This window comes from Streptomyces sp. NPDC001985, from assembly GCF_040296845.1.
Classification (GTDB): Bacteria; Actinomycetota; Actinomycetes; order Streptomycetales; family Streptomycetaceae; genus Streptomyces.
The window spans coordinates 29,453-42,193 of record NZ_JBEOYB010000048.1 but is presented as its reverse complement, the minus strand read 5'-3'; the positions used below and the strand labels follow the sequence as shown (position 1 = coordinate 42,193).

The following is a 12,741-nucleotide window of genomic DNA, read 5'->3' as shown; positions in this document are numbered from 1 at the left end:
AAGGGCGGGGCGGCGACCCGGCGGGCGCGCCGCCTCCCCTGGGGGCCGATGGCACGGATGGCGGGGCGGCGGACACTCTTCGCCGTCCCCGTCCTGCTGGCGGTGACCTTCGGCGTCTTCGCCGTCGCCGCCGCCTCCCCCTTCGACCCGGTGAAGGCGTACACCGGCACCGCCGGGCTCACCGCCTCCCAGGAGAACCTGGACCAGATCCGCGCCAACCTCGGCGTCGACCAGCCCTTCACCACCCGCTGGTGGAACTGGCTCACCTCCGCACTCACCGGCGACCTCGGCGACTCCAGCGTGATGCGCCAGCCCGTCGCCGATGTCATCACCGAACGCGTCGGCTGGTCGGTCCTGCTCGCCACCACCGCTTTCCTCGTCGCGATCGTGCTGGGCACCGTCCTCGGCGTGCTCGCCGCGCGCCGCCCGGGCGGCTGGCTCGACCGCGCTGCCTCCTCCGCCGCGTACACCCTGGAGGCCGCGCCCGCCTTCTGGCTGGGGCTGCTCGCCATCTGGTTCTTCGCCCTCGAACTGGGCGTCCTGCCCGCCGGCGGGCTCACCGACACCGGCAGCGATGTCATCACCCCCGGCCAGGTCGCCTCCCACCTGGTGCTGCCCGCCGCCGTCCTCGGCATCTCCCAGCTGCCCTGGTTCTTCCTCTACGTCCGCCAGGGCGTCGGCGACGCCCTCGACGAGGACCCCGTGCGCGGCGCCCGCGCCCGGGGCCTGGGCGAGAGCACCGTCCTGCTGGGACACGCCCTGCGCTCCGGGATGCTCCCCATGCTCACCCTCATCGGCTCCCGTGTCCCCGAGCTGATCACCGGCGCGCTGCTGGTGGAGACCGTGTTCAGCTGGCCCGGCATCGCCGCCGCCACCGTCGAGGCCGCCACCTCCGTCGACTTCCCGCTGCTCGCGGCGCTCACCGTGCTCGCCACCGCCGCCGTCCTCCTCGGCAATCTGCTCTCCGATCTGCTGTACGGACTCGCCGACCCGAGAGTGGGCTTCGATGGCTGACACCCTCCCCGAGACGTCCTGGCGCTCCCGGGGGCGCACCCGGCGCTCCACCCGCACGGTCCGGATCTCCGTCTCCGGCCTGATCGTCGCCGCCGTCGTCCTCGCCGTGCTGATCGTGCCGCCGCTCGTGCAACTGGACGAGCAGGCCGTCGACCTCTCCCAGAAGCTCCAGCCGCCGTCCTGGGCCCACCCCTTCGGCACCGACGACGTCGGCCGGGACCTGCTCGTGCGCTGTGTCTACGGGCTGCGGATCTCGCTCCTGGTCGGACTGGTCGCCGCGCTCGTCGCCACCGTCGTCGGCACCCTCGTGGGAGCGGCCGCGGCCGCCTTCGGCGGCTGGGTCGACCGGATCGTGATGCGGCTCGTGGACACCTTCGCCTCCGTGCCCCACCTCCTGCTGGGCATCTTCATCGTCGCGATGTTCCGCCCCGGGGTCTGGCCGGTGATCGCCTCCGTCGCCCTCACCCACTGGCTCTCCACCGCCCGGATCGTCCGCTCCGAGGTGCTGTCGCTGCGCTCCCGCCCCTTCATCGACGCCGCCATCTCGGGCGGCGCGTCCCGGCTGCGGGTCACCGGACGGCATCTGCTGCCCAGCGTGCTGCCGCAGGCGGGGCTCGCGGCCGTGCTGATGGTGCCGCACGCCATGTGGCACGAGTCGGCGCTCTCCTTCCTCGGTCTGGGGCTCCCCACCCACCAGGCGAGCCTGGGCAACCTCGTCCAGTCCGCGCGCAGCTCCCTGCTGGCGGGGGACTGGTGGCCGACCCTCTTCCCCGGACTGTTCCTGATCATCCCCACCCTCGCGATAGCGGGGCTCGCGGGGGCCTGGCGGGAACGGATCAACCCGCGCCGTCGATCGGAGCTGATGCTGTGACTCCCGCCCCTCCGGCCTCTCCCGTCGCCCCCGTGTCACCGGCGTCCCCAGTCCTCTCGGTGCGGGATCTCTCCGTACGGTTCCGGATGCGCGGCGGCCGGCACATCGCCGCCGTCAGCTCCGTGGGCTTCGACCTCGCGGCGGGGGAGTGCCTGGCGCTCGTCGGCGAGAGCGGCTGCGGCAAGTCGGTCCTCGCCTCCGCGCTCCTCGGACTGCTGCCGGGCAACGCCCAGACCACGGGCAGCGCCACCATCGACGGCCTCGAACTGCTCGGCGCGGACGAGCGCACCCTCGCCCGCACCGTACGGGGGCGGCGCGTCGGACTCGTACCGCAGAGCCCCGCCGCGCACCTCACCCCCGTACGCACGGTCGGCGCGCAGCTGGAGGAGACCCTGCGGGCCCTGACCGGCACGCCCCGGCGGGAGCTGCGCCGGGCTGCCGTCGCCGCCGCCGAGCGCGCCGCCTTCCCCGCCGACCACCTCGACCGCTACCCGCACGAACTCTCCGGCGGGCTCGCCCAGCGCGCCGCCACCGCCCTCGCGCTCATCGGCGACGCGCCCCTGCTCCTCGCCGACGAGCCCACCACCGGGCTCGACCGCGAGCTGGTCGACCGGACCGCCGACGAGCTGCGCCGGCACATCGACGCCGGCGCCGCCGGCCGGGCGCTGCTGATGATCACGCACGATCTCGCGGCGGCCGAGCGGATCGCCGACCGGGTGGCCGTGATGTACGCGGGCCGGATCGTCGAGATCTCCGCCGCGGGTGCCTTCTTCGGCGAGCCGGGGCCGCGCCACCCCTACGCGCGAGGGCTGCTCGCGGCGCTGCCCGAGCGCGACTTCGCCCCCATCCCGGGCCTTCCGCCGGAGCTGGGCGACCTCCCCGAGGGGTGCGCCTTCGCCGCGCGCTGCCCGCGCGTGACGGAGCGCTGCGCCACCCGCCCGCGCTTCGAGGAGCGCGTGGCCTGCCACCACCCGGCGACCGTGTCCGACGAGCGGAGGACGGCCCGTGTGTGAGCCCGCCGCCCGCCCCGCCCGCCAGGAGGCCCGCCGTGCTTGAACTGGACTCCATCACCGCCGGGTACGACCGCCGCCGTCCCGTCGTCCGCGACGTGTCGCTGACCCTCGCTCCCGGGGAGGCCGTGGGACTCCTCGGCCCCAGCGGCTGCGGCAAGTCCACCCTCGCCCGGGTGGCGGCGCTGCTGCACCGCCCGTACGCGGGCCGGGTCGTCATCGACGGCGAACCCGCCCGGGGCTGGCGGCACACCGCGCCCCGCGCCCAGCGCACCGCGATCGGCGTGGTCTTCCAGCAGCCGAGGATGTCGGCCGACCCCCGGCTCTCCCTGCGCGATCTGATCGCCGAGCCGCTGCGCGCCACCGGCCGCCGGGACGAGACCGGCCCCCGGGTGGCGGAGCTGGCGGACGCGGTCGGCCTCACCGGAGAACTCCTCGCCCGCCGCCCGCACGCGGTGAGCGACGGCCAGCTCCAGCGCGCCTGCCTGGCCCGGGCGCTGGTCCTCCGGCCGCGCTGGCTGATCTGCGACGAGATGACGGCGATGCTCGACGCGTCGACCACCGCGGCCCTGGTGGCGGTGGTCGAGGAGTACCGCCGCCGTGAGGGCGCCGGGCTGCTGGCCGTCGGCCACGACAGGGTCCTCCTGGAGCGCTGGTGCGACCGGACCCTCCACTGGAGCACCCCGGCCCCGGACCCGGCCGCCGTCTGAGGAGCCCCCGGTCCCGCACGGGCGGGCGGGTGCCACCTCGGCCGTCCCCGAGGTGGCACCGGCCGCCCCCGAGGTGGCACCGGCCGCGCCGGCGGGTGGCGTTCCGGTGGCGGTGGCGCGAACTCCCCGTGGTCCCCTGCCCTTCCGGGCCCCGCGGGCCGATACTCGGGGCGTCCCTCCCCTCTCCGCGCACCGGAGGCATCCCCGTGCCGAGCACCCGCCGCAGAGCCCTGACCGCCGCCGCCGCCGCGCTGGCCGGCGGCATCACCGTACCCGCCGCCGCCCGTGCCGACGGGCGCTCCCGCACCCGCGCGCTGCGCCGGGCGCACGCGCACAACGACTATCTGCACCCGCGCCCGCTCCACGACGCCCTGGCGCACGGCTTCACCAGCCTGGAGGCCGATGTCTTCCTGGTCGGCGGGGAGCTGCTGGTCGCCCACACACCCGGGGAACTCGACCCCGCCCGCACCCTCGGCGCCCTCTACCTCGACCCGCTGCTGGAGCGGGTCCGGGCCCACGGCGGCCAGGTCCACCGGGGCCGGCCGCACCCCGTGCAGCTCCTGATCGACATCAAGGCGGACGGCGCCGCCTGCTACGGCGAACTCGACCGGCTGCTGCGGCGGTACCACCGGATGCTCAGTGTCTTCTCGCACGGACGGGTCCGCCTCGGCGCGGTCACCCCCGTGATCTCCGGCGACCGGGCCGCCCGCGCGCCGATGGAGGCGCAGGCGCACCGGTACGCCTTCTACGACGGCCGTCTCGACGACCTCGGCACCTCCGCCCCGGCCTCCCTCATCCCGCTGGTCTCCAGCAACTGGAACCACAGCTTCACCTGGCGCGGAGTCGGCCCCTTCCCGCCGGCCGAGCGGAAGCTGCTGCGCACGATCACCGCCTCGGCCCACGCGGGCCGCCGGCGCGTCCGCTTCTGGGCCACCCCCGACACCCCCGGAGCCGCCCGGGAAGCGGTCTGGGGCGAGCTGCTCGCCGCCGGCGTCGACCATCTCAACACCGACGACCTGGCCGGCCTGGAGCGGTTCCTGCGCCGCCATGGGCCCTGACGGGACGGCCCGCGAGCCCAACCACCCGTACGGCGGACACGCCAGTCGGCCGTACGGACCGCTCACTGCGCCAGACTACGGCCGAATGCCGCAAATCCGGCACAGTGAAGGAGGTTGGCGATGGCCATTTCGATTTCGGTGGTGCTGCTTCTGGTGGTGCTCGCGGTGATCTTTCTCCGCAACGGCGGACTGAAGTTCTCCCACGCGCTCACCTGCGCGCTGCTCGGCTTCTTCCTGGCGGGCACCAGCATGGCGCCGACCATCCACGAGGGGGTCGCGGCCACGGCCGAGGTCGTCGGCAGCCTGCATCCGTGATCCCGGTCCCCGGGCGGCGGATCAGCCGCCCACCACATGGGACCGGATCAGGAACCGCACCCCCTCCGGCGCCTCCAGGGAGAAGCCGCTGCCGCGCCCCTCGACCACATCCACCACCAGCCGGGTGTGGCTCCACAGCTCGTACTGGCTCCGCGACATCCAGAAGGGGATCACCTCCGCGACGCCCTCCACGCGCAGCTCCGCCAGCAGCACATCGGACTGCCCGGTCCGGAACTCGCCTCGCGGATAGCACATCGGGGCGCTGCCGTCACAGCAGCCGCCCGACTGATGGAACATCAGCGGACCGTGCGCCGCCGTGAGGACGGACAGCAGTTCTGCGGCGGCCGGAGCCAGCTCCACGCGCGGGGATGCGGTCATCCCGGCAGCAGAGCACGGACAAGGTTGCGACCCCGTTGCGCCCCGCCATTCGGCCGACGGGCCCTGTCGCCCGCGCCCGTGTCCGGGAATGATGTCGGGGGTCCGGCCGCTTGGACGATGTGGCGGCGAAGCGGCCGTGACCGACGAGAACTGTCTCCGAGGAGAGAAGGGCGGACACCATGCCTCTTGAGGGCGAGTACGAGCCGAGCCCGGCGCAGTGGGTGCGGGACCAGGTCGAGCTGTACGAGAGCTCCGGCGGCACCGAGGGTACGACACTCAGGGGCATGCCCGTCGTCATCCTGACCACCCGGGGCGCCCGGAGCGGCCGTATCCGCAAGTCCCCGCTGATGCGGGTGGAGCACGGCGGCCGGTACGCCATCGTGGCCTCGGCCGGCGGCGCGGACAAGCACCCCGTCTGGTACCACAATGTGGTGGCCGAGCCGGAGGTGGAGCTTCAGGACGGGCCCGTGCGGCAGGACATGACGGCACGCGAGGTGACCGGCGAGGAGAAGGCCGAGTGGTGGGCGCGGGCCGTCGAGGCCTACGCCGACTACGCCGACTACCAGAAGAAGACGGACCGCCCGATCCCCGTGTTCGTCCTCGAACCGGCCGGGGAAGCCGTCTGAGCGGAGTCGTGGAACCCGGCCCCGTCTGCGTGTGCCGCGCGGGGGCCGGCCCTGCCCGCCGGACGGGCTGAATTCGGCGGTCCCGTCATGCGGTGAAGCGCGCCCCGCCCCGCCCCGCCCATCCCGCCCGCCCCGCCGGCCCCGCCGGGAGCCCGGGCGATCCCCGCGATCCCCGCCTCGGCCTCCGAGGCGCGGGGATTCGTGGCCCTCGGCGCGGCTCCTGTGGTCCGGGGTCCTTCCTTGAGCGCCGGACCGACCGGGAGTGCCCGGCGCCGGTCCCTGTGCGCCGGGACGCGTCGTTGAGCGCCGCACGGGCGCGGAGCGTCCGGCGCGGGTTCAGGCCAGATTCGGGGCGGCGGGGCGGCGCCCCGGCCGGCACCCGCCACCGACGGCCGCCGGGCGCGCCCGGGCGGCCGTCCTCCCGGTTCCCGCTCCCCGGCCCCCTGCGGAGCCGCCCCTCGGGCCACATGCCCCGCAGAGCCCGCCAGGCGACCGCGCCCCCCCCGCCCTGTCCGGAACGGACGCGCATTTTCCCCACCCCGACATCGGCGCGGCACCACCATGACCGGTATTGACCATATGAAGGTCAGAAGTGTCGTTTTCCTTATACGCCGGAGACACGCCACGTTCATCCGGCGCTGGTCTCCCGTGCACGCGCGGCGGGCATCACTCCCACACCCCCATCCCTCAGAGCCCAGGATCAGGACCTCGGAGGAACCCATGCGAAGAAGCACCCCCACCCGGCCGGCGGCCCTCCCCATGACCCTCGTCACCGCCACGGTCGTCGCATCGGCCGTGGTGGCGGGCGGCGGCACGGCCCACGCCCGCACCCCCGCCGAGCACCTCACCGCCAGGACCCCGCTCCCCGCACCCCCCGTCGTCGACGGCGGGGGGTGGAAGTCCGGCCACCTCCAGGGCATGGCCCTCGACCGGCTCAAGGGCCATATGTACTTCTCGTACACCAACCTCGTGGTGAAGACCGACCTGCGGGGCAAGCCCATCGGCTCCGTCACCGGTTTCACCGGACACCTCGGAGACCTCGCCTTCAACAAGAGCGACGGCCGGGTCTACGGCTCCCTGGAGTACAAGTCGGCGAAGGCCTTCTACATCGCGATCCTCGACGGCGACCGCATCACCCGGATGAACATGGACGCCGAGTCCACCGGCGTGGTCACCACCGTCCACCTCGGAGAGGTCGTCAAGGACTACACCGCCGACATGAACGGCGACGGGGTCTTCGACGGCAACACCGGCAACACCCCCGATCACCGCTACGGCTGCAGCGGCATCGACGGCGTGGCCTTCGGCCCCGCCCTGGACGGCTGGGGCCAGAGCAGGCTCACGGTGGCCTACGGCGTCTACTCCAACACCACCCGCACCGACAACGACCACCAGGTCCTGCTCCAGTACGACGTCCGCACCTGGTGGAAGTACGAGAAGCCGCTCACCGAGAGCGCCCCGCACACCAGCGGCCCCCGGTTCCACCAGGGCAAGTTCTTCGCGTACACCGGCAACACCACCTACGGCGTGCAGAACCTGGAGTACGACGCCGACAGCGGCAACTGGCTGATGGCGGTGTACAAGGGCAAGAAGAAGACCTTCCCCAACTACTCGCTCTACGTCGTCGACGGTGCGAAACGCCCCCGCTGGGCCCCCGTGACCGGCCAGGCGCGCCCCGAGTACGGCCGCCATCTCTCCCTGCTGCCGCAGGGGCTGCACGACACGAAGACCGGTCTGTACGGGTATGAATCGGCCGGGCAGTACGGGCTGATCCCGCTCGACGACGGCCGCTTCTACGTCGCCGAGGCGGGCACCGTCGACTCGGGGGGCGAGACCCTCCAGACCGGGCGGGCCCTGCTCCACGAGTGGACCGGCGCCACCCCCAACCCGTTCGCCCGGCTCACCCGCCGCTGATCCGTACGCCTCCCCGTTGCCGAGTTCGGCGGCCGGCGGTCAGCGGGCCCCACCGCCGAACTCCTCGGCCAGCTTCTCCACGGCGGCCGGGTTGCGCGGGCTCTCCACCAGATCCACGTAGTCCAGCACGACGAAACGGTTGTTCCGGACCGCCGAGACACCCGCGAGCGGCGGATACGAGCGGAGGAAGTCCTTCTTCTGCCCGGCGGTGGTCCCGCCGTAGTTGTTGATCACGATCACCTCGGGGTCCCGCTCCACCACCGTCTCCCAGCCCACCGTCGTCCAGCTGTCCTCCAGGTCCTTCATCACATGGTCGCCGCCGGCCTTGGTGATGATGTCGTGCGGTCCGGCGAAGGCTCCCGAGGTGAACGGCTTGTCCCGGCCGTCGTCGTAGAGGAAGACCCTCGGCCGGTCCGCCCCTCGCGGCGCCCCGGCCTGCGCGTCGGCCACCCGCTTCCGGAACTCCCGCACCAGCTCGTCGGCGCGCTTCTCGACATCGAAGAGGGTCCCGAGGTTGCGCAGATCGGTGTAGAGGGCCTCCAGCGGCGGCATCACCCCGCGCACCTTGCCCTTGCCGCTGCGGCAGGACTCGGTCAGCAGATACGAGTCGACTCCGAGCCGCTTCAGCACGGCGGGGGTGAAGCCCTCGCCCTCGTTGAAGCCGTAGTTCCAGCCGGCGAAGACCAGATCCGCGCGGGCGTCGAGGACCAGCTCCTTGTTGATCCGCTTCTTCGACAGCCAGGTGGTGCGGTCGTAGGCGCCCTTCCACGGCACGTCCTTGACGGAGCCCTTGTTGTCCGGCATCACATAGCCGGCCATCCGGTCCTCCAGACCGAGGGCGAACATGATCTCGGTGATGCCGACATCGTTGGTGACGACCCGCTCGGGAGCCCGGTCGAAGGTCCTGCGCTCCCCGCAGTTCTCGATGGTCACCGGGTAGTGGCGGCCGGCCCGGGGGCCCTTCTCCTCGGTGGCGACCTCGGCCCCGCAGCCGGAGAGCGCCAGCACGGTGGCGAACGCCAGAGCGGCGGTGAGCGGGGGACGGAACATGGCACGGACTCCTCGGTGAGAGCGGACAGCGCGGCGAAACGAACAGAACAGTCAGCACGGACAGAACAGACAGCACGGACAGCACGGACAGGGCGCACAGGGCGCACAGGGCGGACGGAGGGTCAGAAGGGCCGGGGGATCTCCCCGGGACCCGGCGGCAGCCGGTCGAACAGCAGATGGACCGCGCCCGACACCGGATGCGCCACGCGGTGCGCCCGCACCCCGAACACCTCCGCGAGCAGCTCCGCCGTCAGCACCTCCCCGGGAGGCCCACAGGCCACGATCCGGCCGTGGTCGATCACCTGGAGCACATCGCAGTGCGCCGCCGCCAGATTGAGGTCGTGCAGCGCGGTCAGCACCGTGAGGCCGCTGGCGCGCACCAGCGCGAGCACCTCCAACTGCTGGGCGATGTCCAGATGGTTGGTGGGCTCGTCGAGCACCAGCACACTCGGCCGCTGGGCCAGCGCGCGGGCGATGAGAACCCGCTGTCTCTCGCCGCCGGAGAGGGTGGGGAAGGCACGGCCCGCCAGATGGGCCGCACCGACCGAGGCCAGCGCGGCCCGGCACACGGAGCGGTCCTCGGCCGTGGTCCTGACGGCCGCCCGCTGATGGGGGAGACGCCCCATCGCCACCACCTCGGCGACGGTGAAGTCGAATTCGGCCACGGTCTCCTGGGGAAGCGCCGCCACTCTGCGCGCGCCCTCCCGGGAGCTGAGCGCGTGCAGATCGTCGCCGTCGAGCCGTACCGTGCCGGCCGTGGGCGTCAGCGCCCGGTAGACACAGCGCAACAGGGTGGACTTCCCGCTGCCGTTGGGGCCGACCAGACCCACCAACTGCCCGCTCCCGGCCCGCACGCTGACCTCCTCCACCAGACGGGCCCCGGCCACGGAGACGGTCACGTCCTCGATGTCGATCCGCATCACTTGCCTCCGAAGGCATAGCCGCGACGGCGCATGAGCAGGACGAAGCACGGCACTCCGATGACCGCCGTCAGCACGCCCACCGGCAGCTCGGTCGGTGCCAGCACCGTCCGCGAGAGGATGTCCACCCAGATCAGCAGGATCGCGCCCGCCAGGGGCGCGACCGCCAGCAACCGGCGGTGGTCGGCGCCCACCACCATCCGTACGGCATGGGGGACCATCAGCCCCACGAAGCCGATCGCCCCGCTCACCGCCACCACCGCACCCGTGACGGCGGCGGAGACCAGGAAGAGTTCCCGGCGCAGCCGGTCCGCGTCCACGCCCAGCGCGGCGGCGGTCTCGTCGCCCATGGCCAGCGCGTTCAGCCGGCGGGCGGAGAGTCCGAGATGGACCAGCCCGGCGGCCACCGCGCCCGCCGCGATCGGCACCGAGTCCCAGTTCGCCCCGCCGAGGCTGCCGAGCAGCCACATCATCGCGGAGCGGGCCGCCTCACCGTGCTCGGCCGCGAAGACCATGAAGGTGGTGACGGCCGAGAAGCCGTAGTACATGGCGGTGCCCGTCAGCACCAGCCGGACCGGGGTGAGCCCACGATCCGTCCTGGCCACCGCGTACACCAGGGTCATCGCCAGCAGAGCGGAGACGAAGGCCGCGGTGGAGAGCGCCCAGACCCCGAGGGCGCTCAGCGTCCCGAAGATGAGGACGGCGTTGGCCCCGACCGCCGCCCCCGAGGAGATCCCGAGGACGAACGGGTCGGCCAGCGCGTTGCGCACCATGGCCTGCACGGCGACCCCGATCGCGGCCAGACCGGCCCCGACGACCGCCGCCAGCACGGCGCGCGGGAAGCGCAGCTCCCAGACGATGGTGTACGCGGCGGCCTCGCCGGGGGTGATGGTGCCGCCGGTGAGCCCGGCCCGCAGATGGCCCAGCACCTCGCCCCAGCCGATGCCCGAGGCGCCGATGCCCGCGCCGCAGACCACGGAGAGCGGCAGCGCCGCGCCGAGCGCGAGGACGAGCGGGAGGAGGGGGACGCGCCGGGGCGGCGCGGGGCCCGTGCCCGAGGGGGCCGGACCGCCGGGTGGCGCGGTGGTCTTGCGGTCGGTGCCTACGGCCACGTGCGAGGTCGCTTCCGCCTCGGGCCGTGCTCCGGCGGGGAGAAAGCGGCCCGGTGACGCACGCGCCCGGCCCGGCATCCTCTCGCAGTCCACGGCGAGTTGACAGGATTCAGCGCCGCTGCGGGTGATCGGGCTCACGGGCCCGGCTCTCCCGGGCTCCGTCCACCGTTGCGGGTCAGCGCCGGATTTCGACCGGACTTCCCCCACAGGGCGGTTGCAGCGTAACGCGTCCCCGCGCGGGCCGTCGGGCGGGGGCCGCCGCACGCGGGTCGGCGGCCGGCCCAAGTGCCCCGGGGCACCGCCCGTCACCGGCCGCGCGGGTGTCCCGCCCGGCGCGGCGGCCCGCCGGGCGCCGGTGATCCCGTCACCCCGGCACGAGCGCTCCGTCACCCCGGGTGGCGGGGGCGGGTGCCGCCGTGCGGGGCCGCCGAAGCGGACCTAGCCTGGTGAAAGATGTCCGTCCCCGGCCCGGAGGAGGTCCCGTGAGGTGTTCGCCGTCTCTCCGGCGCGGGGCCTGCGCGGCTCTGGCGACGGCCGCGATGCTGGTGGCACCCGTCTCCACGGGAGCCGCCGGCACCCTGACCGCGCCGGGGGCCGCCGCCTCCGTGTCCGCCGCCTCTGTCGCCGCCTCCGCCTCCGGGGAGCCCTCGCCGGGCGGTGGATTCCCCGAGCTGGACGCCTCCGTCGCCGAGCGGCTGGACACGGCGGTCCAGCGGGTCATGCGGGAGGCCCGGGTGCCCGGTGTCACCGTCGGGCTGTGGGCCGCCGGGAAGGGCGGCTATGTGCGCTCCTTCGGCGTGGCCGACAAGGCCGGCGGCGCGCCCATGGAGCCCGGTCTGAACATGCGGATCGGCAGCGAGACCAAGACCTTCACGGTGACGGCGGTCCTCGAACTGGTGGACCGGGGCGCGGTGGGACTCGACGACCCGATCGAGCGGTACGTCGAGGGGGTGCCCAACGGGGACCGGATCACCCTGCGCGATCTGGCGGGCATGCGGAGCGGGTTGTTCAACTACTCCATGGACGAGGACTTCTTCCGGGCGCTGACCTCCGATCCGGAACGGCCGTTCACCCCGGAGGAGTTGCTGGACTACTCCTTCAAGCACCCGGTGCGGTTCCAGCCGGGGGCGGAGTTCGAGTACTCCAACACCAACGCGATTCTGCTGGGACTGGTCGTGGAGAAGGCCGGCGGCATGCCGCTGAACGAATTCATCGAGGAGAATGTCCTGGAGCCCGCCGGGCTGCACCGCACACTCTTCCCGACCGGCGCGGAGTTCCCCGCTCCGCACGCCCACGGCTACACCGACCAGACGGCGTCCGGCGAGGTCGAGGACGCCACGGACTGGAATCCGTCCTGGGGCTGGGCCGCCGGGGCGATGATCTCCGACCTCGGGAATCTGCGCAGCTGGGCCCGGACCGTCGCCACCGGCACCCTGCTGACCCCGGAGACCCAGGCCGAGCGGCTGAGGACCGGCCCGACCACCATCCCGGGCGCCGGGTACGGCCTGGGCATCTTCAATGTGCGGGGGTGGATCGGCCACAACGGATCACTGCCCGGCTACGAGTCCCTGACGATCCATCTCCCCGAGGAGGAGGCCACCCTGGTCGTCCTCCTCAACACGGACATCGTGCACGACGGGGCCGAGCCCAGCACCCTCTTCGGTGAGGCGGTCACCCGCATCGTGACACCGGACCACGTCTACAACCTCCCGGTACCGGCGACGAAGTCCCCGTCCCCGTCTCCGTCCCGCAGCGGCTGAGCC

At 73.4% G+C, this 12,741-nt stretch carries 13 protein-coding genes; 9 read left to right on the top strand and 4 right to left on the bottom strand.

Annotated elements, in window-relative coordinates; translation table 11 throughout:
- The first annotated feature begins 48 nt into the window (after positions 1 to 48).
- From ABT122_RS21740 to ABT122_RS21715, 6 genes are all read left to right on the top strand, one after another.
- Positions 49 to 1,014 carry an ABC transporter permease gene (locus ABT122_RS21740; protein ID WP_351554667.1) on the top strand — a complete coding sequence of 322 codons (966 nt, stop codon included), beginning with the start codon at positions 49 to 51 and terminating at the stop codon, positions 1,012 to 1,014.
- Positions 1,007 to 1,885, top strand: coding sequence for an ABC transporter permease (locus ABT122_RS21735; RefSeq protein ID WP_351554600.1), 879 nt, complete (start codon positions 1,007 to 1,009; stop codon positions 1,883 to 1,885). Before ABT122_RS21740 ends, ABT122_RS21735 begins: the two co-directional genes overlap by 8 nt.
- An 86-nt stretch (positions 1,886 to 1,971) precedes the next feature.
- Complete coding sequence (locus tag ABT122_RS21730; protein ID WP_351554664.1) at positions 1,972 to 2,898, top strand: ABC transporter ATP-binding protein; 927 nt, start codon at positions 1,972 to 1,974, stop codon at positions 2,896 to 2,898.
- 35 nt (positions 2,899 to 2,933) lie between these two features.
- Positions 2,934 to 3,605, top strand: a complete 672-nt coding sequence (locus ABT122_RS21725) for an ABC transporter ATP-binding protein (RefSeq protein WP_351554596.1) — start codon at positions 2,934 to 2,936, stop codon at positions 3,603 to 3,605.
- Positions 3,606 to 3,856: 251 nt separating this feature from the next.
- On the top strand, positions 3,857 to 4,663 hold the full coding sequence (locus tag ABT122_RS21720; protein ID WP_451068423.1) for a phosphatidylinositol-specific phospholipase C/glycerophosphodiester phosphodiesterase family protein: 807 nt from the start codon (positions 3,857 to 3,859) through the stop codon (positions 4,661 to 4,663).
- 120 nt (positions 4,664 to 4,783) lie between these two features.
- Positions 4,784 to 4,978 (top strand): hypothetical protein, encoded by a 195-nt coding sequence (locus tag ABT122_RS21715; protein WP_351554594.1) that lies wholly within the window; start codon positions 4,784 to 4,786, stop codon positions 4,976 to 4,978.
- Between the two features lie 21 nt (positions 4,979 to 4,999).
- Here the strand turns inward: ABT122_RS21715 and ABT122_RS21710 are convergent, their stop codons facing one another.
- Entirely contained in the window at positions 5,000 to 5,356 is a 357-nt protein-coding gene (locus ABT122_RS21710) for a DUF779 domain-containing protein (protein WP_351554591.1), read from the bottom strand.
- A gap of 179 nt (positions 5,357 to 5,535) precedes the next feature.
- On the opposite strand from ABT122_RS21710, the gene ABT122_RS21705 reads away from it, so the two are divergent.
- Both ABT122_RS21705 and ABT122_RS21700 read left to right on the top strand, forming a co-directional pair.
- Positions 5,536 to 5,982, top strand: a complete 447-nt coding sequence (locus ABT122_RS21705; protein ID WP_351554588.1) for a nitroreductase family deazaflavin-dependent oxidoreductase — start codon at positions 5,536 to 5,538, stop codon at positions 5,980 to 5,982.
- A 720-nt stretch (positions 5,983 to 6,702) separates the two neighbouring features.
- Positions 6,703 to 7,896, top strand: a complete 1,194-nt coding sequence (locus ABT122_RS21700; protein ID WP_351554585.1) for a hypothetical protein — start codon at positions 6,703 to 6,705, stop codon at positions 7,894 to 7,896.
- 39 nt (positions 7,897 to 7,935) lie between these two features.
- On the opposite strand, the gene ABT122_RS21695 is transcribed toward ABT122_RS21700, so the two are convergent.
- From ABT122_RS21695 to ABT122_RS21685, 3 genes are all read right to left on the bottom strand, one after another.
- Positions 7,936 to 8,946: an ABC transporter substrate-binding protein gene (locus ABT122_RS21695; RefSeq protein ID WP_351554582.1), complete on the bottom strand. Its 1,011-nt coding sequence runs from the start codon at positions 8,944 to 8,946 to the stop codon at positions 7,936 to 7,938.
- A gap of 122 nt (positions 8,947 to 9,068) precedes the next feature.
- Positions 9,069 to 9,866: an ABC transporter ATP-binding protein gene (locus ABT122_RS21690; RefSeq protein WP_351554579.1), complete on the bottom strand. Its 798-nt coding sequence runs from the start codon at positions 9,864 to 9,866 to the stop codon at positions 9,069 to 9,071.
- Positions 9,866 to 10,978 carry a FecCD family ABC transporter permease gene (locus tag ABT122_RS21685; protein ID WP_351554576.1) on the bottom strand — a complete coding sequence of 371 codons (1,113 nt, stop codon included), beginning with the start codon at positions 10,976 to 10,978 and terminating at the stop codon, positions 9,866 to 9,868. The genes ABT122_RS21690 and ABT122_RS21685 overlap by 1 nt, the downstream gene beginning before the upstream one ends.
- Before the next feature lie 539 nt (positions 10,979 to 11,517).
- Here ABT122_RS21685 and ABT122_RS21680 point away from each other — a divergent pair.
- Complete coding sequence (locus tag ABT122_RS21680; protein WP_351554658.1) at positions 11,518 to 12,738, top strand: serine hydrolase domain-containing protein; 1,221 nt, start codon at positions 11,518 to 11,520, stop codon at positions 12,736 to 12,738.
- Positions 12,739 to 12,741: the final 3 nt, after the last annotated feature.